The sequence below is a fragment of the Candidatus Albibeggiatoa sp. nov. BB20 genome, assembly GCA_016744725.1.
In the GTDB taxonomy this organism is placed as follows: Bacteria; Pseudomonadota; Gammaproteobacteria; order Beggiatoales; family Beggiatoaceae; genus Albibeggiatoa.
On the sequence record JADGDW010000053.1, the window covers coordinates 1 to 24,874 of the forward strand.

At 37.9% G+C, this 24,874-nt stretch carries 13 protein-coding genes and 1 pseudogene; 8 read left to right on the forward strand and 6 right to left on the reverse strand.

The features are described from left to right. Together ABXH34_RS07920 and ABXH34_RS07925 are read right to left on the reverse strand one after the other, a co-directional pair. Positions 1-2,490, reverse strand: a 2,490-nt coding sequence (locus tag ABXH34_RS07920; protein WP_353571334.1) for an ATP-binding protein, incomplete at its 3' end; no start/stop codon positions are given. A gap of 12 nt (positions 2,491-2,502) precedes the next feature. Continuing rightward, the gene (locus ABXH34_RS07925; protein WP_353571335.1) at positions 2,503-2,892 is read right to left on the reverse strand and encodes an RNA-binding S4 domain-containing protein; all 390 of its coding nucleotides are present in this window, start codon (positions 2,890-2,892) and stop codon (positions 2,503-2,505) included. Positions 2,893-3,071: 179 nt separating this feature from the next. On the opposite strand from ABXH34_RS07925, the gene ABXH34_RS07930 reads away from it, so the two are divergent. After that, complete coding sequence (locus tag ABXH34_RS07930) at positions 3,072-4,394, forward strand: leucine-rich repeat domain-containing protein (protein ID WP_353571336.1); 1,323 nt, start codon at positions 3,072-3,074, stop codon at positions 4,392-4,394. A 96-nt stretch (positions 4,395-4,490) separates the two neighbouring features. Here the strand turns inward: ABXH34_RS07930 and ABXH34_RS07935 are convergent, their stop codons facing one another. Next, a complete protein-coding gene (locus tag ABXH34_RS07935; protein WP_353571345.1) occupies positions 4,491-5,837 on the reverse strand; it encodes a helix-hairpin-helix domain-containing protein in 1,347 nt (448 codons plus the stop codon). 6 nt (positions 5,838-5,843) lie between these two features. Beyond that, positions 5,844-9,230 (reverse strand): annotated as a pseudogene (gene dnaE, locus ABXH34_RS07940) (DNA polymerase III subunit alpha); the annotation flags it as partial. A gap of 571 nt (positions 9,231-9,801) precedes the next feature. Here dnaE and ABXH34_RS07945 point away from each other — a divergent pair. Continuing rightward, entirely contained in the window at positions 9,802-15,009 is a 5,208-nt protein-coding gene (locus tag ABXH34_RS07945) for an AAA family ATPase (RefSeq protein WP_353571337.1), read from the forward strand. A gap of 109 nt (positions 15,010-15,118) precedes the next feature. Here the strand turns inward: ABXH34_RS07945 and acs are convergent, their stop codons facing one another. After that, positions 15,119-17,056 (reverse strand): acetate--CoA ligase, encoded by a 1,938-nt coding sequence (acs, locus tag ABXH34_RS07950; protein ID WP_353571338.1) that lies wholly within the window; start codon positions 17,054-17,056, stop codon positions 15,119-15,121. Between the two features lie 480 nt (positions 17,057-17,536). On the opposite strand from acs, the gene argC reads away from it, so the two are divergent. From argC to ABXH34_RS07965, 3 genes are all read left to right on the forward strand, one after another. Then, the gene (gene argC, locus ABXH34_RS07955) at positions 17,537-18,622 is read left to right on the forward strand and encodes an N-acetyl-gamma-glutamyl-phosphate reductase (RefSeq protein ID WP_502710400.1); all 1,086 of its coding nucleotides are present in this window, start codon (positions 17,537-17,539) and stop codon (positions 18,620-18,622) included. Between the two features lie 294 nt (positions 18,623-18,916). Beyond that, entirely contained in the window at positions 18,917-19,687 is a 771-nt protein-coding gene (locus ABXH34_RS07960; protein ID WP_353571339.1) for a hypothetical protein, read from the forward strand. 87 nt (positions 19,688-19,774) lie between these two features. After that, complete coding sequence (locus ABXH34_RS07965) at positions 19,775-20,110, forward strand: hypothetical protein (protein WP_353571340.1); 336 nt, start codon at positions 19,775-19,777, stop codon at positions 20,108-20,110. Positions 20,111-20,371: 261 nt separating this feature from the next. Here ABXH34_RS07965 and ABXH34_RS07970 read toward each other — a convergent pair whose 3' ends face one another. Continuing rightward, entirely contained in the window at positions 20,372-21,502 is a 1,131-nt protein-coding gene (locus tag ABXH34_RS07970) for a S1 family peptidase (protein WP_353571341.1), read from the reverse strand. 309 nt (positions 21,503-21,811) lie between these two features. Between ABXH34_RS07970 and mltB the strand changes: the two genes are divergently transcribed. The 3 genes from mltB (at position 21,812) to dusB (ending at position 24,334) form a co-directional block, all read left to right on the forward strand. Beyond that, positions 21,812-22,786 carry a lytic murein transglycosylase B gene (gene mltB / locus ABXH34_RS07975; protein ID WP_353571342.1) on the forward strand — a complete coding sequence of 325 codons (975 nt, stop codon included), beginning with the start codon at positions 21,812-21,814 and terminating at the stop codon, positions 22,784-22,786. Next, positions 22,779-23,264: a septal ring lytic transglycosylase RlpA family protein gene (locus tag ABXH34_RS07980; protein WP_353571343.1), complete on the forward strand. Its 486-nt coding sequence runs from the start codon at positions 22,779-22,781 to the stop codon at positions 23,262-23,264. The genes mltB and ABXH34_RS07980 overlap by 8 nt, the downstream gene beginning before the upstream one ends. 80 nt (positions 23,265-23,344) lie before the next feature. Then, positions 23,345-24,334, forward strand: coding sequence for a tRNA dihydrouridine synthase DusB (gene dusB, locus ABXH34_RS07985; RefSeq protein ID WP_353571344.1), 990 nt, complete (start codon positions 23,345-23,347; stop codon positions 24,332-24,334). Positions 24,335-24,874 lie beyond the last annotated feature (540 nt).

Consider the following 24,874-nt stretch of genomic DNA (forward strand, 5'->3'; position numbering starts at 1 on the left):
ATTTTTTAATGACACGATCTCAGCACAAACCAATTGAATCAATGCAGGATGACAATGAGTAATTTGCATCACTCGCTGACTGGCCTCATCAGTGTAGTGCAATTCAAAATCTTTTACAGGTTGTTCAATTAGTTGCAATGCTTCATTGGCTTGTAAAAAGCTCAAATGTACGGTACGCACATTAATCAAATAACTTGCCCAACGTTCAAATTCATCAATGGTATTCGAGCCAGATAACAACAGTTTAAAACGGGGTCTATGCTGGATAATATGCCGAATCATGCCTAAAACCGAATTTTCGTCTAAATACCCTTTATCAAACGCATGTTCTAAGGTACTGAACTCATCTAAAGTTAACAAAATAGTCTGTTCGGGGGTAATCGAATGTTCAATTTCATCCAACCATTCATCAAAAATAGTGAATGGGTCTTCAGTCAATAGCTTACGATCTAAAGCAGGAAAAATTAACTCCCGATGCCGTTTTGCTGAAGTGGTCATTGCACGACCAATATTGTACAGAAAACTGCTGTATTCTTTAGCTAATGAGGCTGGCCCTTGTAAATCTACAAATAGCGGAATAATAGTGCTGGGTAACAGCTTACCTAAGTTATTTAAAAGCGAGGTTTTTCCCGTTCGTCTTTGTCCATAGAGTAACAACGGCGGGCAACGCCGCTCTAACAATAATTGTTCAATATTGGCACTGACATCGCTACGTCCTACAAAAATTTCTTGATGCTCCGTCAGTGGTACACCAATAATGTATGGATTATTAATTTCTTGCCGACTTTCTACTACTGCGGTTAGTTCTTTGGCGTAGTCTGCTAATTTTTGTCGCCACACTTCTGCAATCGGTCGAAAGCGTTGGGCATATAATTCTGATGATCGGGTTAATTCCCGCAATAAACCATCCAAACGTTCTTCAATCGCATCTAAAGCTAAGCGTTTGTTATAATTGCTTTCTTGGAATAATGCCGCTTCAACATCACGACTTAAACGGCTAAAGGTACGCAACAACGCACTGGCAGGCCCTGATAATTCCCCCGCAGCCAATTGACGGTAAGCATGGCTGATTGATTTCACGCTATCACAGGCTTGTAAACGTAAGGCATCTAATTCAATTTGCGCCTCTTGCGCTGCCCAACTTTGTTTAGTTTTACTTAAAAAATCAATAGCTTGTTTGCCTTCGTCTGGATTACGTTCAGCAACTAAAACGATATAATTTTCTAATCCAAATAAAGGCCAGTGTTGATGTTCATCCCAAAAAGCAGAATGGTAAGTTAATAAGCTAGTTTGTGAGGTTTCGCGTTTTTCATCTGTGTGATATAAAAGTAAATTCCAAGCAGAAACAAATGGATACAACACAATAGGTCGCCACCAGTTAAAGGTTGAGCCCGCAAAAAAAACCAGAATAACTGAGCCTATCAGGGTTATAGAGTCATATTGTCCTGTTGAAATCACAAACACAACATAAGTGCCCGCACTGCCCACAATTCCCGCAATCACACCTGCCCATGTATTGGCAATATTTTTAGCAAGCACATAGGGAAATGCAAATAACACGCTGTATAGCATGGCATTTTCAACACCTGAGTGGATATTTTCAATAATGGCATTTGAGATGCTGTATTGCTCAAGGGTGTAATCAAAATAAGTCAATAAGCTAATCAAGGTGCTCGCTAATAGGCCTAAAATCAGACTAAAACGCCATTTTGCACCCTGAAATAAACAAATTAAGCCGATGGCTAAACCTGTGCTATTAATCGCGGAATCTAAAATAAAAGTAAATGCGGTGCTGCTCAAAGTTGAAATATAGCGGGTCATCGGCGTAACTAAACTAATCACAATAAACGCAATTACACTGCTGACAATCACCCCAATCACAATGCTGCCTATTTGGCGGTAAGGAGGATGTTGGTATGCTGTTTTTAAGGTAGTGTGCATAATGCTGCCAGCCGCACTGGCAATAAAGACTCCAGCAAGTACGCTAAATAAAGCAAAGTAATTCGCAGGTAAAATGAGAGCGGGTTGTTCGGAGGTTGTATTTAACAGGACTTGAAGTACGGCAACGGTATCAACCATTTTAAAGATAATTTCATTGGCGTAAATGACGGGTAAGCCGAGCAAAATGCCGCCAAAAAATCCAATACAGATACCAAAGGCAAACGACACGGTGAGGCTGGTTAATAAGCCAAGAAACAAACTTAACAGGGGAACATAGCTGATGGTTAGTAGATATTTTTCGCTTTCAACGCCTTGCCAAGCCAGAATCAGACAAACGATGCTCAGTGCCCAAAAACTTAATAGTCCATGTCCTACCCACAGCAAATGCCACAGTTGCTTATTTTTCCAATGTTGCTGAGTAAGGTGTGCTAGTGCAAAGGCTGGAGACAGTTGTGCATCGAATTGGGCAATATAACGTTGCCAAGCCGATGGCATAAATAGTAGCCAATGCAATAATGTCAAACTGGCAATAAAGCTATTTTGTGGCATAAGACGAGAAAGCTATAATTGTTTTAAACGATAAATATCACGGCGTTCACGTTTTGTTGGTCTTCCTAATCCATGTTGACGTGCACCTGCTGATTTTTGTTCTTGTTTATCTTTTTCACGCTTTTTAACACTTTCAGCCGTTTCTTCATACATTTCTTGGGCTTCGGTGGCGGCACGACGTTGAATATTCAGTTTTTGTACGACAACCGTCCATTCTATCGCACCTTTACGCACTTGGATTTCATCACCGAGATGTACGTCTCTTGAAGGTTTAACCCGTTGGCTATTGACATGTACTTTGCCACCACTGATGGCATCTGTTGCAACACTCCGAGTTTTAAAAAAGCGTGCAGCCCAAAGCCATTTATCTAAACGTGTACGTTCTTGGGTTGTATCTGTCATTTGTCGAAAGCTCCCTGCGTTTCATCATTTTGTCATGATTATAGAGCAATTCACAAAATGCACAATTGTCAATTAGCATAGGCGGTCTTTGTTATAGGAATATCTATCTAGCTTGTTGTCACTAAATATAATTTTGTTACACTTGTGTTTTCGGTACGTTGAGTATGGATTTCAAAAGTATGAAAAATATTCTCTTTGGATTATTGGTTCTGGGTATTGTTGGGATTCTCTTGGTGTCTGCGTGGTTTGTTTCTGATAAAAGCGAACAAGTAGAGCAATGTACTTATGCGGTGCTTGTATCTGATTTTGAAGAAAATCGTGTCTTGTCTGATGTGAAAGTGACCTATGTTTATAATCAGCAGCAGTTTGTCGGTTATTCTGATTCTGAGGGGTATTATCGTACAACAATTCAATGCGATAAAGATGCTTCTCCATTGGTGATTATTAAAATAGAGAAGCAAGGTTATAAAGCCTATAATCGTTATATTTCCAAGAATTTACAGCATGTTGAGCAGATGAAATTATCTGTTGATAAATTGGCTGATTTAAAGTTGCGGGCTGTTGATGATATTAAAGCATCTAATGAGTTAGGACATATTTATAAAGCGGGTGAAGGCGATGAGCCAATGAATTATGAGCTGGCACATGAGTATTTTAGTTTAGGTGCAGAAAAGGGTGATAAGGAAGCGCAAACCCAGCTAGGTATCATGTTTGAGAAAGGTCAATTTGTTAAGTGTGATTATGAGCAAGCAATTGACTGGTATCAGAAAGCAGCGAATCAAGGTTATCCAGAAGCACAATCACATTTAGGGCGGATGTTTTATGAGGGTAAAGGGGTTATAAAAAATGAAACTAAAGGTATTAAATTATTGATTTTAGCCAGTCAAAACGGTTTTATGCAGGCGAAGCATTTTATTGATGAAATTAACCGCTCAAAGCAAAAGCCTATTCTTATTCCTGAGGAACAACAAGTCACAAAAACAGTTTATAAACCCGAAAAATCAGACAAAAAACCAAGTACAGAATTTAGTTGCAATAATGTCACTGAAATCCCTCAAGCAGAATGTGAAGAACTCGTTCATTTTTATCAAACGACAGGCGGTGATAATTGGACAGATAACGAAGGATGGTTACAAACGCATCAGCCTTGTGATTGGTATGGCATTAGATGTGAAAATGGTTCAGTTGTAAAATTAGTATTAGGTAATCTTTTTATTGATAATAATCTGACAGGTAATATTCCTGATTTTAACGCTTTGACTCAGTTGAAAGAATTATTTTTATCAAATAACAAACTAAGTGGCGCAATTCCTGATTTTAACGCTTTGACTCAGTTGCAAACTTTATCTTTATCAGAAAATCGACTAAGTGGCGCAATTCCTGATTTATCCGCTTTGACTCAGTTACAAATTTTATATTTATCAGATAATAACCTCTGTCAAAATCCCAATATCAATTATGAAAGATGGAGAGAAGCAAAGGAATATCCTACCTGTGAATAAGGAACAAAACGCCCATTATTGTCTCGTTCCCACATGGCATGTGGGAACGAGATATTTTCTATCCTTGGTATTGCTTGGCTAAGTGGTTACTTAAAATTAGTAATCTATCGATACGCAATCTTTTCCTATCAGTTTTTCTAACTGACCAATAAAATCATCACTCGGCATCACACTCCATTGCTCACCTAAGCGCAATCGCACTTCGATATTGTTATTTTTATACTTGACCACGATAGGACAACGACCTTGATTGCTTTGCAAAGTGCTGAGTAATTCATTAGTGAATTTTGTTTGAATTTGCTGCCCAGTGATTTGAAGAGTCAAATATTTAGCTGATTTTTCTCGGGCTTCTGGAAAAGTCATGACACTATTCACAGTCATACTAAAACCGCCACTGTATTCATCATCCTTCACTTCGCCTTCTAAAACCAAAATGGTGTCTTTTTCCAATTTAGTTTGGGATTCAGTATAAAGCGTGGAATACATGGTCGCATCCAAACGCCCTGTATTATCATCCAGTTGCACAATCGCCATTTTGCCACGCCGACTGTTAACGATACGAACCCCTAATACTAAACCAATCACTTTTGCTGTTGAGCCGCGATTTGTTGGGCGCACTTTGGATAATGTCGTATAAGAAAAGTTTTTTAATTCATCCCGATATTGGTCAATCGGATGCCCTGTCAAATATAAGCCTAAACAATCTTTTTCACCATTTAAACGTTGAATGTCTGTCCATTCGGTTACATTTTCCGCATAAGGGATTTTTTCTTCAGCTTGCTCTTGTGGCGCATCGAACATACCAAATAAACTATTTTGTCCTGTATTTTTATCGCTTGCATGTTTTTCAGCCAACTTAATCGCAGTGTCTAATGATTTCATTGATACCGCTCGACTGACTCCCATATTGTCAAAACAGCCTGACTTCACTAAAGCTTCTAACACCCGACGATTGACTTTGCGCAAGTCTATTTTTTTACAGAAATCAAATAAATCATTGAATGCGTCATTTTCTTTACGTGACTGCACAATATTTTCAATTGCATTCTCACCAACCCCTTTAATTGCACCTAAACCGTATAAAATCGTGTTGTTATCTTCAATGGTGAATTTATGATCGCAGTAATTGACATGTGGTGATTTGACGGTTAATTTCATTTCACGACAATCATCCATTAAACCCACTACTTTATCGGTGTTATCCATATCTGAAGACAAAACGGCTGCCATAAATGCGGCGGGATAATGAGCCTTAAGCCATGCAGTTTGATAGGAAACGAAAGCATAGGCTGCACTGTGACTCTTATTAAAGCCGTAACCAGCAAATTTCTCCATTAAATCAAACACATAAGTTGCAATTTTTCCGTCAACATCACGTCCTGCTGACCCTTTCATGAAAATATCACGCTGTTGCGCCATTTCTTCAGGTTTCTTTTTACCCATACAATTGTGAGCAATAAAATCATTCGCTACAAAATTATGCGTATCAGGAATACTTAAATCAAAAACGGCTTCTTGACCTATTAGTTGAATATCGGTGATTTCATCCCAAAAAACGTCAGAATTTGCAATGGCTTGTAATTTTTGACTTTGTAATGCTTGAGCAAAATAACGAACACGCTGACGTGACAAACAGCGAGTGGGTTTACCCTTAAAACTCATCCCACTAGACATTGTGCCTGATTTTCGTCCTGCTGCTTGATCGATTTGAGACCAAGTTAAACCTATACGGTGTTTTTCTGCACCAATCAAACTCATTGCTTGCGGTGGTAAACTATGCTTAGATTGGTTATAGGTTTTGGCTTGAATTTTTTGCTGACAAAGTAGGGCTTTTTGTTGTTTTGCCTCAGAAAGAAAGGGAGCAATGATATATTGGAATTTTTCCATTTCCTCACGCCCCGTGATTTGTGCTCGATAAGAAATATGTGGCTGATTCTTATATTGGATTCTCTTGATATTAAATAAGCCAATAATGCCTAAGCGTAATAAAAGCTGTTGAATTTGAATAATCAGTTGTTCAGAGGTAGAAGTATAATCAGTATGTCCTATACTTGTATCAAAACTGCCATCGGTTGACCATAGCGTGCCTAAAAATAACTGTAATTGCTTTTCTGATAAACTAAAAACCCAATCAGGTATCAGTTTGTCACGAGAATGAGCACGTTGAACATGTTGGTCAATCCATTGATTAAACGCGGAAATGAAACCGATACGCACATAAATAACAGTTTTTTTGCCTTCATGTAACTGCTCATCAGTGGGTGGGATTTTATTAAACAAGGTATTTGCACACTGTTTAAAATCTTCAATTAATGCAGTATCTGTATTACAAAAATAACTACTTGAAGGCTTTTTCGTGGATAAATGTCCATCACCCAATAAATAAGCAATTAACTTAATTTGTGCATTACTAATGGTATTGACATTTTGTGCAGGAGCAAGCCTTCCCGCTAGTGCAATCCGCTCCCCTACCTTAAAATCAGCCAATGGTTGCCAACCTACTAATGTATAAAATAAATGGTCAGCCGTTGCTCGTATTTTTTTATTGGTTTTGGTTGTAATTTCCCATACTTCGCGCGTACCATTGGGATAAATTGCACTGATAGGCTTGGTTGTAATTTTCTGCGTTTCTAAATCTAAACTAAAAACCTCTCGACCTAACCAATATTCAGGATCATCAGCCACCTGTTGTAAAGTGGCATATTGCCCTGTTGCAGCATCAATAATTTGGGTTGAACCTGCTAAACAACGTCGTAAAATATCCGCCCCACCCAACGTGTAATTCGCTAATACTTGGGAAATTTGCATAACCTGTTCTTGATACAAAATAATGCCATAAGTCGGCTTCAAAACAGGCTCTAAATCAGGATGAGGATATTCAATTTCTGCGCGTCCATGCTTACGATTAATAAAATCATCCACCATCCCCGATTGCAACGGACCAGGACGGAAAAGTGCAACTAATGCAATAATATCTTCAAAACAGTCGGGAAGCAGGCGTTTTATCAATTCTTTCATACCGCGCGATTCCAACTGAAACACCGCTGTGGTTTGGGCATTTTTGAGTAAATCAAAAGACGCTTTGTCATCCAATGGAATTTCTAACATATCAGGGGCTTCACCACCGACTTTGACAATATTTTCCAACGCCCATTTAATAATCGTCAACGTCCGCAAACCTAAAAAATCGAATTTGACTAAACCAATTGATTCCACATCATTTTTATCAAGCTGCGTGACCATAGTATTGTCTGGATTGCCGTCCCAATACAACGGACAAAAATCAGTCAATTCAGAAGGGCCAATCACCACGCCACCCGCATGTGTGCCAACATTTCGATTTAAACCTTCTAACTTCAACGCCATGTCAATCAAAGCGGTTACTTCTTCATCATTTTGATAACGTTGATTTAATTGCTCTTCTTGTTCAAGGGCTTTGCTTAAAGTAATACCAATTTCAAACGGAATCATTTTAGAAATTTGGTCAACAAATGGATAAGGATGTCCTAAAACTCGCCCCACATCACGCACCACCGCTTTTGCTGCCATTGTGCCGAAAGTGATAATTTGAGAAACATGTTTTTTGCCATAAGTTTTAGCCACATATTGAATCACCCGATCACGTCCTTCCATGCAGAAATCCACATCAAAATCAGGCATTGAAACCCGTTCAGGATTCAAAAATCGTTCAAATAATAAATCGTATTCAATTGGGTCTAAATCGGTAATTTTTAACGCATACGCCACGATTGAGCCTGCACCCGAACCCCGCCCCGGTCCTACGGGTACACCATTGTCTTTTGACCATTGAATAAAGTCGGCAACGATTAAGAAATACCCAGGGAAACCCATTTGTAAAATCACATCAAGTTCGATTTGCAGCCGTTCATCATATTCTTGACGTTGCGGTAGTTTATCTTTTAAAACCGTTTGAAAGCGATAATCCAAGCCTTGACGCGATAAATCACAAAAATACTGATCCATGGTCATGCCTTCTGGCACGGGAAAATCAGGCAGATAATTTTTACCAAGGGTTAATTCAATGTTGCAACGTTGTGCAATCCGCCATGTATTTTCGATGGCTTCAGGAATATCACTAAATAAATCAGCCATTTCCTCAGGAGTACGTAAATATTGCTGAGGCGTATAAAGGTGTGGGCGGCGGCTATCATCCAATACATAACCATCATGAATACATACGCGAACTTCATGCGCTTCATAATCATCTGGCTTTAAAAAAACTACATCATTGGTGGCGACAACAGGCGTTTGAGTTTCGATGGCTAATTGCACCGCAGCATGAATATATTGTTCTTCTTGAGCGCGACCTGTGCGTTGTAATTCTAAATAAAATCGATTGGGAAAATGAGCTTTCCAGAATTGTAAATGTTGCTGAGCCGATGTGTAATGACTCGCCAATAATGCTTGACCAATGTCACCTAAACGTCCTGCGGAAAGGGCTATTAAACCTCCAGAACGTCCTTCAAACCATTCGCGCTGGATATGCGGTACATCTTTTTTCTGTCCTTCTAAATAACCAAGAGAAACCAATTCACTCAGATTGACATAGCCTTGGTGATTTTGGCATAACAACACCAAACGTGAGGCGGGTTCGCTGCCATTATCAATGACCACATCCGCGCCAATAATGGGCTTAATCCCTGCACTATTTGCGGCTTTGTAAAATTGAACCAATCCGTATAAATTACTAAAATCAGTCATGGCACAGGCGGGCATTTGTGCGGCTTGGGCTGCTTTGATTAAAGGCTTGATACGGACAAGACCATCGATCAATGAGAATTCGGTATGACAATGAAGATGAACAAAGCGTGGCATGGCAGATTATCAGAACAAATGAGATAGTCGTATTATAGCAACTCACACTAAACTGAAAATCCTAATTCGGATAAACAAAATATATTTCGTTGTTTTCTCTAAATCATCAGAGCTTGATTATCACAATGAGACTGCATCAATGCTGATTAGAGTGAACAGAAATTAAGATAAGAAATAGCATTTTAAGAATGCAGCAAGAACATTTAAACATATTCAAGGTATTGAAAAATAAAAATTATCATACCAAATAAGTAGATATAAATGATTTTAAATTCTTTAACTAACCACAATATATAAAGCTATCAGCTTATTTTTAAACCTATTCAAATTTAGAAAATCTTGCTTTAAGCTTAAAATTTAATTATTTCATCTATTTCATTTAATTTTTAAATCGCTACTGATCCGTTCTTATGAATAAAAATGACTTGAATCAATGTGTACTGACAAATCTTGTTTCTAGGTGATGAATCGATTAGTATTGATAGGTACTTGAGGGGAGGCGGTTTGTTTTTTGCATTTTTAATATGCAAATAAATAAACCCCAAAAATTAAACGTATAGCGAGGGTTGTTATGCAAACGGCTTTATTTGACCTACCTAACTATAAAGTGCATAACCAAATTTACGAAAGTGCAAGCTCATTAATTTATCGAGGTAAGCGAATTGATGACGATGTACCTATTGTGCTTAAAATTCAAAAAAGTGCATTTCCTTTACCTAGTGAATTGGTATGCTATCAACAAGAATTTGATATTACTAATAAAATAAAAAGTACTGGTATTATCCGAGCCTATGAATTACAGAAATATCACAACAAATTATATATTGTATTGGAAGATATCGATGGCTATTCGCTAAAGCAAATATTACAGAAACCAGAAAACGATTCATTCCCTATTGCTACTTTTTTGCCCCTTGCAATAAACATAGCGCAAACTGTCGCTGAAATTCATGCTAGTGATGTGATTCACAAAGATATAAATCCAGCAAATATTATATGGAATTCAACAACAAATCAGTTGAAAATAATTGATTTTAGTATTTCTTCTATTCTGCCAAGAGAAACCACAAAATTAAAAAACCCCAATCAATTAGAGGGCACTTTATACTACATCTCTCCAGAGCAAACGGGTCGAATGAACTGCAGTTTGGACTACCGAACCGATTTATATTCTTTAGGGGTTACATTTTACGAGTTACTCACTCAACAGCTCCCTTATAACAGTCTTGATCCACTGGAATTAATACATTGTCATATTGCTAAGCCAATGACACCACCTCATGAGATAAACCATCAGATTCCACCCATCGTTTCTAATATCATTATGAAATTAGTGGCTAAAAATGTGGAACAGCGATACCAATCAGCCTTAGGCCTAAAACATGATTTAGAAGTCTGCTTGGAATCTTTAGATGATTTACACTTGTTAAATTTCCCTCTGGCGCAAAAAGATAACTCTGCTCAATTTCATATTCCACAAAAATTATATGGGCGCAAAGCTGAAATCAATCAATTATTACAAAGCTTTGATCGAGTTGCTCAAGGTCATAAAGAAATGATATTGGTTGCAGGTTACTCGGGTGTGGGGAAATCTGCATTAGTCAATGCGGTGCATCTGCCCATGACTGAAAAAAATGCTTATTTTGCCTCAGGAAAATTCGATCAATATCAACGTAATACCCCTTATTCCGCGATTACCCAAGCTTTTGAAGATTTTTGTCAATATTTATTGATGGGAAATAAAACCGATTTGGCAGAGTGGAAACAAAATATTCTAAATGTGGTAGGGCAAAACGGGCAGCTATTAATTGATGTAATACCCGCTTTAGAGTACATCATAGGCAAACAAGCAGCGGTTGCCCAACTCAGCGCTCAAGCGGCGCAAAATCGATTTAATTTATTATTCAAGCGTTTTATGCAGCTCATCTGTCAAGCTGAACATCCATTTATATTATTTATTGATGATTGGCAGTGGGCTGATTCTGCATCATTGAATTTACTCAGCTTATTACTCAATGATACGGAATTACACTCTTTATTGGTGATTGGGGCTTATCGCAGTAATGAAGTTGATGAAACCCACCCTTTCCATATCACGGTAACTGAGTTGCAAAAACAACAACTTGCTATCCATACGATACAACTAGATAATTTGACCGAGCAAGATGTCAGCGAACTGATTACTGAGACTTTGCACCAACCTAGTCAATCAGTACAAGAATTGACTCAGTTAATCTATGAAAAAACCTTGGGCAACGCTTTTTTTGTCACCACATTCCTGAAAACATTATATGAAGAAGGCTTAGTCAATTTTGACTTAATCTGTAACCGTTGGTCATGGAATGTCCATAAAATTAGCCACAAAGCACTGGCTGATAATGTTGTAGATTTAATGGCGGGTAAAATTCGTAAACAAGCAGCAAACACCCAAAAAATATTGCAATTGGCCGCGAGTATTGGCAGTCAGTTTAATTTGCACACCCTATCAATGATTTATAACCAACCTTTAGCTGAAACATTCGCTGCACTTTGGCCTAGTGTCACAGAAGGTCTGATTATTCCTCTGAATGATAATTACAAGTTATTGGAAAATGTTGAACATGCAGGTTCTGCCTTATTTAAATTCCAGCATGACCGTATCCAACAAGCCGCGTATGTGTTAATTCCTGCCTCTGAGAAACCAATCTTACACTTAAAAGTGGGACGCTTACTACTACAATATCAAGATAATAAAGAAGAAAAAATATTTGAGATTGTGCAGCAACTTAACCGTGGTATTGAGTTAGTCCAACAACTGGCAGAAAAAATAACGATTATTAAGTTGAATTTACAAGCGGGTCAACGGGCTATTGATGAAGCCGCATATCATGCTGCAATCGAATATTTACACATTGGACGCAATCTTAGCAACCAGATAATGTGGGAAACTAATTACAGTTTAATTTTAGATATTTATGTTTTTTCAGTGAAAGCCGCTTTGCTCATCAGTGATTACCAACAAGCAGAGCAACTGAGCAAAATTGTATTGCAACATGCTAAAACTGATTTGGATAAAGTCCGCGTTTATGAATTTGAATTACTATCTTATGCAGTAAAAAATCAGGTTGAAGATGCTGTAGATGTTGGGCATAAAGTGTTGGAAATGTTGAATTTAACATTAAATGATGCGCCACCTACTGAACAAAATCCAAGCGTGTATGAAAACCTAGCTGATATGTTAGACCCCGCGAGTTTATTCATGTATCGAATTATGGTCTCGATTTATGTACCCTCTTTTCATGTTAACCCTAAGTTAGGGATGCAAAACGCATTCACCATGTTGCAATTGCTGCATGATAAAGGCAATTCTCCATTGTCTTCTTTTATTTATGCCTTTTACGGTGTATTGCGCATAGGCAGTGCTTTGGATATTGACACGGGTTATCAATTTGGCCAAATGGCATTGCGATTAATGGATAAATACCAAGCTCGGGAAATTAAATGCAAAGTATTTACTGCCTATTACGCGCAAATCAAACCATGGAAAGAACCGTTTCAAAATTCCTTAGCACCTCTTAAAAATACAGTACAAATTGGCCTAGAAACAGGAGATTTAGAGTTTGCAGGTTATGCCTCAATGCACTATTGTTCAACCTTATTTTTATGTGGAAAACCATTGGCAGAGCTAAGCAAGGAACTGCCTGTTTATGTCAAAATGGCACGTAATCACAAACATCCATTTCCAGAATTTTATCTTAGTTTATGGGGACAACTTGCACATAATTTAATGGGTAATTCAGAAGATGTTCTGCTCTTAAAAGGTGAATTGATCGACGAAACCCAGCAAACAGATAATCCTATTTTTAATATTCCGCCCTTGAAGTTCACGGCCTTGCTGAGCAAAAGTATTTTAAATTATTTGTTTGGGCATTATGAACAAGCTTTAGAATGCGCAGAACCATTGGAACAACTGGGCAAATCATTAATGGGCGTATTATCTCCCAGCCAAAGTTATTATTATTATTCCTTAATTGCTCTGGCTTTATACCCTGAAGCTACACCAAAACAGCAACAACAACACCTCAAAACGATTAAACGTTATCAAGAACGTCTCGCAACTTGGGCGCATTTCTGTGCTGCTAATTTTCAGCATAAATATGATTTAGTTGAGGCGGAATTGGCGCGGGTTTTAGGAGATTATTGGAAAGCCAGCCAGTTTTATGAAAAAGCGATCCAAGGGGCACAACAAAATGAATATTTACATGATGAAGCGTTAGCAAATGAGTTAGCAGGAAAATTTTATCATCAGCAAAATATGGCCAAAGTCGCTCAAGCTTATATCAATGAAGCTCATTACCACTATAGTCAATGGGGCGCAAAACCTAAAACAGAACAGCTTCAACAAGATTATGCGATGTATTTTGTTGAATCCAAACTTCAATCTTCAACGATCAATGCAGATAAAACCATTCATAGTTCTCATGGTGTACAAGCCACTCAATATTCGACGGGAGAGTTTTTTGATTTAACTACTATATTACAAGCATCACAGGTGTTATCAAGCGAAATAAAATTAGATAAACTACTGATTGCAATGATGAAGATTGTGATAAAAAATGCAGGGGCAGATAAAGGATTTTTACTGTTACCCAAACAAGAGCAGTGGCTTATTCAAGCTGAAGCTATGCTTGATCACCAGCGGGTTAAAGTTCTACAATCAATTGATATAGAACAGAATAGTGTATTATCTAATAGTATTGTTAACTTTGTGATTCGCACCCATAAACATGTTGTGTGGCCAAATCAAGATAAAAAATTTGATTTCAAAAATGATACGTATTTTCAACAATCACAGCCACAATCTATATTGTGTATGCCTTTATTAAATAGAGGCAAATTAGTTGCGGTCTTATATTTAGAGAATAAAGATACCAAACATGCGTTTACTGAACAACATCTGGAAACATTGTGCTTGTTATCCTCGCAAATTTCAATTTCAATTGAAAATGCCCAGTTTTATGCTGAATTAGAAATCAAAGTTGAAGAACGTACGGCGGAATTAAAAGCCCAGAATGTGGTTTTAGAAGATTTAAACCGTGAGAAAAATGCCATGTTAGGTATTACCGCCCATGACTTAAAAAACCCGATTGGTATTGTGCGTGGCTATGCTGAAATGGTTGAAGAAGATATTGATGACATGGAAGAGGGTGAAATCCTTGATTCTATGCAAAAAATCAAAATAACATCTAACCAAATGTTGGATCTCATTAAGAATCTGCTTGATGTTAGCGCATTGGAGTCTGGAAAGTTAAACCTTACGATTGAACAGCAAGATATTTTATTGCCCTTTCAAGAATTATTGGTAGTGTATGAACAGCTAGGTTTAGAAAAAAATATCATTGTGCATCATGAGCCAACTGAAACCCAATGCCTTGCTTACGTTGATAGCACCGCAATACGACAAATTTTAGATAATTTAATTTCCAATGCGGTTAAGTATTCACCACCTGATCGTAATGTGTATTTGTATATGGAAAATATTATTGACAGGAAAATAGTCCGATTTGAAGTAAAAGATGAAGGACCTGGCTTGAGCAAAGACGATCAATCTAAACTGTTTGGTAAGTTTGCCAAGTTAACACCAAAGCCAACAGGTAAAGAGCATTCCACAGGTTTAGGTTTGTTTAGTGTCAAAAGATTGATTGAGCAAATGGGGGGGAATATTCGTTGTGAGAGTAAATTAGGTCATGGTTGTTCATTTATTGCTGAGTTTGCCATGCAATCGCTAGAATCGGCTTAGTATAGAGGATGAACCAACATTGATTGAATCAGTTAGATTTTTTAGATAAGCGATAAGAAATAAATAGGCAGGGTTTTGTTGTAAAACCCCACCTATACTAAGCTAAAATTTAGCCTTTAACTGCACGATTGTCGATTAAGTCATCAACTACGCTAGGATCAGCTAAAGTTGAAGTATCGCCTAAAGCATCCACTTCATTCGCTGCAATCTTACGTAAAATACGACGCATAATCTTACCAGAACGTGTCTTAGGTAAACCTGGAGACCATTGAACCACGTCTGGAGAAGCGATAGGACCAATTTCCGCACGAACTAATTTAACTAAGTCTTTGCGTAATTCTTCAGTCGGTTCAACACCCGCCATCAAAGTCACATAAGCATAGATGCCTTGACCTTTAATGTCATGTGGATAACCCACAACCGCTGCTTCTGCAACCGCATCATGTAATACTAACGCGCTTTCAACTTCAGCTGTACCCATACGGTGACCAGATACGTTGATTACGTCATCAACACGACCTGTAATCCAGTAGTAGCCATCTTCGTCACGACGTGCGCCGTCACCTGTGAAGTAGTTACCTGGGTATGTTTTCAAGTAAGTATCAATGAAACGTTGGTGGTCGCCAAAGATAGTACGCATATGACTAGGCCAAGCACGCTTGATAATCAAGTTACCTTCAACTGCGCCTTCTAATTCTTCGCCTTCGTTAGAGACCAATGCTGGCTCAACACCAAAGAAAGGACGTGTTGCAGAACCTGGCTTCAATTTAGTTGCACCTGGAAGAGGTGAGATTAAAATGCCACCTGTTTCAGTTTGCCACCATGTATCAACGATTGGACATTTTTCTTTACCAATTACACGGTAGTACCATTCCCAAGCTTCTGGGTTAATTGGCTCACCGACTGAACCTAATAATCTAAGATCGCTTAAGTCACATTTATTAACAAACTCTTCGCCTTGACCCATTAATGCACGGATCGCAGTAGGTGCTGTATAGAAAATATTCACTTTATGTTTTTCACACACATTCCAGAAACGGCTTGCATCTGGATAAGTTGGAACACCTTCAAACATTAATGTGGTTGCACCGTTAGCCAATGGACCATAAACGATGTAAGAATGACCTGTAACCCAACCTACGTCAGCTGTACACCAATAAACATCACCATCGTGATAGTCAAAGATGTATTTATGCGTCATTGCTGTATATAACAAGTAACCCGCTGTATTGTGCTGAACGCCTTTAGGTTTACCTGTTGAGCCAGAAGTATAAAGAATGAATAATGGGTCTTCTGAGTCCATTTCTTCAGCTGGACATTCAGGAGAAACTTTAGCCATTTCTTCTTCGTACCAGATGTCACGCCCGTCTTGCATAGGCACGTCACCATCAGTACGTCGTACAACAATGATTGATTCTACACATGTGTTACTAGCGGCTTTATCTACGTTTGTTTTTAATGGTACACGACGACCACCACGTAAACCTTCGTTTGCAGTGATAACCACTTTACAATCAGAATCGACAATACGATCTCTTAATGCTTCGGGAGAGAAACCACCGAATACGATAGAGTGAACTGCACCAACACGTGTACATGCTAACATCGCTGCCGCAGCTTCAGGAATCATTGGCAAATAAAGACAAACACGATCGCCTTTCTTAACACCACGAGCTTTAAGCACATTGGCTAAACGGCTCACCTCTTCATGTAATTCTTTGTAAGTAATTTTTTTGTCATCATTAGGATCATCGCCTTCCCAAATGATGGCCACTTGGTCGCCGCGAGTTTCTAAATGGCGATCTAAGCAGTTATAAGAAACATTAAGTTTTGCGCCTTCAAACCAACGAATTTTGCCTTCATGGTAATCGCAGTCTTGCACTGTATCCCATTTTTTGAACCAAGTAACAAACTCATCAGCTTGCTCAGCCCAGAAATTGTCAGAGTCGTTGATAGAACGATCATACATTTCTTTATATTTTTCGTCTGAAATGTGAGCTCTAGCGGCTGCTTCTGGAAGAATGTCGTAGACTTTTTCCTCTGACATTACAGTATCTCCTTGATTTTTATATGGTTATTTTGACCATAAAATGGGCGGTTATAAAACCTACTAGTAGTTATTATGTAGACTGGCCTTAAAACACAGCCTTCTCTCTTGCTCTCTAAAATCTATAAACAATGGTTTTGTTTACAAAATGTGGTATAGAGGTATTTTTTAAAATTCTAAAGAAAATATAATCATTCTTATAATTGTTTTTTATTATAAACTAAAGTTATAACAAGAAGGAAGCATCATAACGATGTTCGCACAATAATAGCAACTATTTTAAATCTAACAACCTGTTTTTACGATGCAAAAAAGAATCGATTTAACTTAAAAAATTCTAATGATTACTTGAAATACACGCTGTAAAATGGCTAAAACAGGTTTTCTTGAGTTTTCGATAAAGAGATAGATTAGGGCGCAGAAAAAGCGTAGTTTCCATAAGGATATAAAACCAATGAAAATTAACTTTGCTGTTCGGCAATGAATTTGTTACCTTTATCTTTTGACGACAATTCTTACACAGTAAAAATGAAAATAAAAATTGGTATCGTTGGTGGCACAGGTTATACGGGTGTTGAGTTATTACGGTTATTGGCCAAACATCCTCAAGCCCAACTTGAAATTATCACTTCACGCGGTGAAGCGGGTAAACCTGTTACTGAATTATTCCCCAATTTACGTGGTTATATTGATTTATGCTTTAGTGAACCCGATTTTGAGGCCTTAAGTCGATGTGATGTGGTGTTTTTTGCAACCCCTCATGCTACAGCCATGTATAACGTTCCACAGTTAATTAAAGCTGGAACTAAAGTCATTGATTTGTCCGCTGATTTTAGAATAAAAGACGTAAAATTATGGGAACAATGGTACAACGTAGAACATGCGTGCCCAGAATTGATTGATATGGCTGTTTATGGTTTGCCTGAATTACATCGTCAGCAAATTGCCCAAGCTCAACTTATTGCCTGTCCGGGGTGTTATCCAACTTCGATGCAATTGGGCTTAATTCCCCTCATCGAAGCGGGTCTTGTGGATACGCAAGATTTAGTGGTTGATGCAAAATCAGGGGTCAGTGGTGCAGGACGTAAAGCGTCGATTGCAGGATTAATGGGAGAAGCTGGTGAAAGCTTTAAAGCTTATGCTGCGTCTGGACATAGACATTTACCAGAAACCATTGAAAGTTTAAGTCGAGTGGCTCAACATCAAATACAATTGACTTTTGTCCCGCATTTAGTGCCTATGGTTCGAGGGATGCAAGCAACTATTTATGCTAATTTGACTCAGCAGCCCAGTCAGTCATTACAAGAATTGTTTGAACAACGTTATCAAAATGAACCTTTTGTTGATGTTTTACCACAAGGTAGCCATCCTGAAACCCGTAGTGTGCGTGGTGCTAATAGCTGTCAATTGTCGATACATCAGCCTCAAAATAGTTCAAAGGTCATCGTTTTATCTGTGATTGATAATTTGATGAAAGGAGCGGCGGGTCAGGCGGTACAAAATATGAATATTATGTTTGATTTGCCTGAAACGGCAGGTTTGGACATTATTGGTTTATTACCTTAATTTATAGCTGTATCAATGGGTTAGTAAAAAAATACTTCGGGATGGCTTTAAGGATGGGCAATCTTGAAGAGCCGCATATCATTTTGAAATCAAAGATAGCTAAACCCTTAGAAGTGTATATTTTTGCATTCCCTTAATGACCTTTGAGGCAGCTTAAATAACGATTGTATCAGTAATCATTGTCTTTAACATATTTAGGAATCCACGTTTGAGGTGGCATCATGTCAGGTTGTAATGTTCCATTTTCGAGCCAAATACAATGGATTTCTCCATATTGGTACAAGGCGCACTTAAATGTCTAATACCAATACCTCGCGTTATTACAATCCATCTTCACGCACTTACTCTTATGCTCGCCGGGAATATTCCACTGTTGAGCTGTTACGCGATCCTCAGAAACGAGCAACTTATTATGAAATGCTAGAATATTTCTATAATTTCCTCGATGTTTGCCAAGATAAAAGTTTGTGTAGTTATTTACTTGAAGTGTTGGAACGTAATAATTATTCAGAGATGTTAAACGCCTATGATCGCCTGTTAGAGACGTATGAAAAATTACATCCATTCGAAAATCTATCTTTAAATTCCAAATCTCAATTTAACTCATTGATTGGTATTACGCTGATTGCAGTGGTGATGGCAATGATATGGTTTTTCCTAGGTTATGTTGATGAACAGAAACAAAGCCATCACAATTTTTTCAATTCTAAACCTGAAGTAAATGATGCCTTTGGTCATCCTAATACAATTCAACCTACTTTATATCCTGATTTCCAAGGTAATTTTGAGGGTCAAATTGGTAGTAAGCTTAAAATTAAAATGTTTTTGCGGGCGAATAAAGGCAAGGTATACGGGTTTTATTTTTATACCAAATTCAGACGTAATATTCGTTTAGAAGGTAAAATTAATCCCGTTGGTGATATTTTGATGAATGGTTCAACCAGAGAGGAAGGGCATGTTGATATTTTCAGGGTGCAGCTGACAGAATCAGGCAAAATTTATGGTACTTGGATTGATGCCAATGATACTGCACGAGAGCTCAAGTTTCGGGCGGAAGAAATTTAACCGCTTTGATAGCTAATTCTTACTTTATATTCTTAAAATAATCTATATAATTCCTTGGAAAATTAACACATAAGCAAATTTCATCAAATGATAGAACGATTAAAAAAGCTGTGGCGTAATTTTCGAAGAACGATTCTGATCTCATTGGGATTATTAATTTTTCTGATAGGTCTTATCACATTCCCGCTGCCATTACCGATGGGTTTGCCACTATTGACAGTTAGTAGCATTATTTTATTGCGTAATTCTTCCCGAGCCAGATTGAGTTTTCGTCGTCTAAAAAAATGGGCAGCAACACATTCTAAACCTCAAGTGATACACGGGTTTTTGAAAAAAATAGAAGCCATGGTTTATACTCAAAAAATTAATTTGCTAAAGAAAAAACGTGGCTTTATTGAGGAAGTGAAGGAAGTAGACTTATAAATCAACGCGTGCAACAAGGTCGGTTTCAGTTTTATGTGTTAAGGACTGCCAGTTATTAAAGGGCTAGCAGTCCGAAAATGAGATATTTTTATAACACTTAAGCTAGAATCTACTAAATTAAAATGTTTCAACCAAAAGTGATTGTATAGTCAATTCCGTCTCGAGTGTGAGGACTGGCAGTCCTGAAATACTTTAAATATCAAATAGTTTTAAAACATAGGACTGCCAGTCCTGTATCATCTTAAAATAAAATGACTATAGTTAATAAATTTTATCCAAAACATACTCACCAATAGCCAACGGACAAACATCATCACTGCCGTCACAACGGGTGATTGCTAATTTAGCACGGCTATCAGTTTCAGGGATTAAAGTTGCTTCAATTTCTGTTGATGAAAACTGCCCTTCTAGCTGTATTGAATCTAATTTATTTGCACCAATCAACGCGAACCATTCACCTTGTGCTCCTAATACGATGAGTGCCACAAAATCCTGATTGCTGGTAAATGTAAAATAAGCGGTTGCTTGTTCACTTTGCCATAAGCCTTGATAAAGATGTAATTTTGGCACATATTGTTCAATAAAATTGGTGAACGCAGCGGGCTGAGTATAAACACCATACGCATTTTCACCCGCACACAATGGGCCTTTCTCTTTGCCGCCAAAACTGACTACACCTAATTGTTGCCATTGTCCAGCTTCATCTTGAATTACTAAAGGGCCACCGCTATCACCCACACAACTGTCTTTGCCGCCTTCTGCATAACCTGCACAAATCGAATACGGTAAAATAATCTCCTCACCTATATAAGCCTTTTGACACACACCCAAGCCAACCAAAGGCAGTTTGACGTGCTGTAAAATATCAGGATAAACCCGCGCGGAAGCGACAGTGCGTCCCCATCCCATGGCAATGGCTATATTACCCGCGTCAAATAAATCTGAATCGTCATCACGTACGATTGAAATGGGTTCAACTGAAGTGACTGGATTTTTTAGTTTAACTAAGCCTATATCAGGGAAGATGACATCACTTTTATTCTTCCAATCAGGATGTTGAATAATTTGTTCGACCTCAACTTGCAAGGCTTCAGTTTCCCATTCTCGATAATCATACGCACCGATGACCACAAAAATTTCACTGGAATCTAAGGTTCTTGTACCCGCGCTATTATCTAAGCAATGTGCAGCGGTTAAAACCCATTGAGGATGAATTAACGAACCCCCACAATATGACTCGTTATCACCTGTCTCATGAATGCTCACAATCCAAGGATAAGCCCCTTCTGTGGCATCTTCTCCCCCAACAATCCGTGTCTGCCGTTCTGCAAAAACGTTTGATTGGAAGCTAAGCAATATGAAAAGACAAGCCAAAATAGAACGAACACGCATGATTTTCTACCCTACTATATAAATGGTTATTTCATTAAAGTGTAATAAAGGCTGACAACCCTTCAATAAATAAGACTGGTTAATTTAAATATTTTTTCTTTCGCAATACTAAATAAGAAAATTATACAATAAAATCATATTATTATGCTTTTTATAAATACAATTTGAATTCATCATAAAACAATTATTGGCAAAATGCGAGATTGATGTTTTTAGCTGAAAATCGAAAATATCAAATCGGTAATCGAAAATATTTAAATAACCAGCTACAATAGTTAGATATTTATTTTTGCTTTTAGGAGTTTTTCTATGTTTAGAGCTTTGATATTACTCACTTTATTGAGTATCAGCCATTTAGCAATCGCTGAAATTATTTCGCTTAATAACTTTATTAATTCAATGGTTAATGAGCATGGATTTGATAAAAAGCAATTGCAACAACTATTCAAACAAGTTAAGAAAAAAAATAGCATTTTAAAAGTAATGAAACGCCCCGGTGAAGCCAAGCCTTGGTATGAATATCGTAAAATTTTCTTAACCTCTGACCGGATTAAAGAAGGTGCTATTTTTTGGCGTAAACATGCAAAAACATTAGCACAGGCAGAAAAAACCTATGGCGTGCCTGCTGAAATCATTGTTGCAATTATTGGGGTTGAAACCTTCTACGGCAAACAATTTGGCAAGTTTCGTGTCATTGATTCTTTATATACTTTAGGTTTTCATTATCCGAAACGGGCTGATTTTTTCCGCAAGGAGCTAGGAGAATTTTTACTACTGACTCGTGAGGAAAAACTGAATCCGTTACAACCAAAAGGCTCTTATGCTGGGGCGATGGGTTATGGGCAATTTATTCCTAGTAGTTATCGCAATTATGCTATCGATTTTGACCGTGATGGACAACTCAATTTATGGAATGATGTAGAAGATAGTATTGGTAGTATCGCCAACTATTTACGCAACTATTCTGTAAGTTATGGCTGGAAACCCAATCAGCCCGTGATTAAAGCCACAAAAGTGCGTCCAAATGCGGTTAGTACTTTATTGGGATTAGAATTTAAACCAAAATTAACCGTGCGTCAGTTGAAACAGAAAGGCTTACAATTTGCTACTAATAAATATGACAATCATCTGGGTTTGTTGATAGATTTAAAAACCGAGCAAAGCACGTTGTATTGGGTTGGTTTTAATAATTTTTATATGATTACTCGTTACAACAAAAGCAATCGTTATGCGATGGCAGTCTATCAGTTATCCCAAGCAATTAAGGCCAGCTATAATGAGTAAATGGATACGCTATGGGGCTTGTTTTCTGAGTCTGTGCTTATTGCAAGCTTGTAGTGCAGTAGCAGAACAACCCGTGGTAAAAACAGAAGTTCAAGCAAAACCTGTAATTGTACGACCGACACAACAGCAGCCTATCGTTGTAAAACCCGTACAAGCAACACCGCCACCTGATATTCGTGGATTTCGGCAAAAAACCTATGCCACTTGGTACAATATCGCCGAACACGGTAGCCCCACGACAAATGGTGATATGTATGATTACTATGCTATGACGGCGGCTCATCAGAACTTGCCTTTCGGCAGTCAAGTGCGGGTACGACATTTGGCCACAGGCCGCAGTATCATCGTTACGATTAATGACCGTCAAATCTCTCCCGATATTAAACTATCAATTTTTGCTGCTAAACAATTAGGCGTTTGGGGCAAAGCACAGCCGATGGTATCCATTGAAGGATTGAGCGTAAAGCAAGTGCGTTGATTCAAATTGGATTTTTTCAGGATTGCCAACCCTAGAATCATTGGCGTTGTTAAGTAAGTTAATTTAGGAAAGTGGTTTACATGTTAAATATACCCAGTTTGCAAATTGGTTCTCATCAGTTACCGAATTGTTTAGTACTTGCGCCGATGGCGGGTGTCACCGATCGCCCATTTCGGCAACTCTGTAAACAAATGGGGGCGGGAATGGCAGTATCAGAAATGATTTCGTCTAATTCCTTGCTTTGGGGTAGTGAGAAAACCAAGCGTCGCGCAGATCATACAGGTGAAATTGAGCCTCGCTCAGTACAAATCGCAGGGTCTGATCCTAAATTAATGGCGGAAGCGGCACAACATAATGTCAATAACGGTGCACAAATTGTTGATATTAATATGGGTTGTCCTGCAAAAAAAGTCTGTAATGTGATGGCGGGGTCTGCATTGTTGCAAGATGAAGATTTAGTTAAACGCATTTTGGATGAAGTGGTGAATGCGGTTGATGTGCCTGTGACGTTGAAAATCCGCACGGGTTGGAATAAAGAGCAACGTAATGCAATCAATATTGCCCGAATTGCGGAACAAGCAGGTATACAGGCTTTGTCGATTCATGGTCGGACGCGGGCTTGTGCGTATAAAGGTGAGGCTGAATACGATACGATTGCGGCGGTAAAAGCGGCTGTCAACAATATTCCTGTGATTGCAAACGGCGATATTCGTACCCCTGAAAAAGCCAAGTTTGTTTTAGAATATACCAAAGCTGATGGGATTATGATTGGACGTGCAGCACAGGGCAAACCTTGGATATTTCGAGAAATTTGGCATTATTTGCAAACAGGTGAAATATTGCCAGAACCTTCCGTATTTGAAGTTCGTGATATTTTATTGAAGCACATGGAAAACCTGTATCAGTTTTACGGGGAATACACGGGTGTGCGTATGGCGCGTAAACATTTAAGTTGGTACAGCAAAGGCCAACCTCATGCCGCCTTGTTCCGCAATACAGTTAATCGTGTTGATTCAACCTCTGAGCAAATGCGTTTAACTCATGAATTCTTTGAACAAATTGCAGCATAATTTATGTCTTTGATGGTTTACTTCTGTTTAATCCCTATTTTTGAATATGGAGATTGGCTTTAAACTGGGTTTGATTGCGGCTATGTGCTCTTTTTCCATAGCCCAAAACCATTAATATAATTAAATAATCTATTCTGTAAATATCAACTCTGAACGCTTAGCATTTTTTTAGCAGAAAACCGCTTAAATATCCCTTTTATCAATTTACAATTCTTTCATACTTTAGTTATGCTAGAATTACTAAAAGTGTCATTTTTTTAGCAGCATATAAATTAAAACAACAAGTTGAAGACCAAATAAAAAGCATTGATTTGTTTATTACACACTTGATGTTTTTCTTCAAAAATAATTTATTATCTTAGCTTTTGTATTTAATGAATATTATCGAGTTATATAGCTTGAGAATCATACTTGAGCGTTATAAACAAATCCATTAAAACAGACTAAAAGAACGCTGCTATTCCTAAAAAGGAGAGCTAAAATGAATCGTAATTATTTATTTAAAATACTATTCTTTATTAATTTATTATTCAGCATTTC

Excerpts from the sequence above, each read along its gene's own strand:
- ABXH34_RS07925 (WP_353571335.1), bottom strand. The coding sequence starts at position 2,892 with ATGACAGATACAACCCAAGAACGTACACGTTTAGATAAATGGCTTTGG.
- ABXH34_RS07930 (WP_353571336.1), top strand. The coding sequence starts at position 3,072 with ATGAAAAATATTCTCTTTGGATTATTGGTTCTGGGTATTGTTGGGATT.
- ABXH34_RS07935 (WP_353571345.1), bottom strand. The coding sequence starts at position 5,837 with ATGGGTAAAAAGAAACCTGAAGAAATGGCGCAACAGCGTGATATTTTC.
- ABXH34_RS07945 (WP_353571337.1), top strand. The coding sequence starts at position 9,802 with ATGCAAACGGCTTTATTTGACCTACCTAACTATAAAGTGCATAACCAA.
- acs (WP_353571338.1), bottom strand. The coding sequence starts at position 17,056 with ATGTCAGAGGAAAAAGTCTACGACATTCTTCCAGAAGCAGCCGCTAGA.
- argC (WP_502710400.1), top strand. The coding sequence starts at position 17,537 with ATGAATTTGTTACCTTTATCTTTTGACGACAATTCTTACACAGTAAAA.
- ABXH34_RS07960 (WP_353571339.1), top strand. The coding sequence starts at position 18,917 with ATGTCTAATACCAATACCTCGCGTTATTACAATCCATCTTCACGCACT.
- ABXH34_RS07965 (WP_353571340.1), top strand. The coding sequence starts at position 19,775 with ATGATAGAACGATTAAAAAAGCTGTGGCGTAATTTTCGAAGAACGATT.
- ABXH34_RS07970 (WP_353571341.1), bottom strand. The coding sequence starts at position 21,502 with ATGCGTGTTCGTTCTATTTTGGCTTGTCTTTTCATATTGCTTAGCTTC.
- mltB (WP_353571342.1), top strand. The coding sequence starts at position 21,812 with ATGTTTAGAGCTTTGATATTACTCACTTTATTGAGTATCAGCCATTTA.
- ABXH34_RS07980 (WP_353571343.1), top strand. The coding sequence starts at position 22,779 with ATGAGTAAATGGATACGCTATGGGGCTTGTTTTCTGAGTCTGTGCTTA.
- dusB (WP_353571344.1), top strand. The coding sequence starts at position 23,345 with ATGTTAAATATACCCAGTTTGCAAATTGGTTCTCATCAGTTACCGAAT.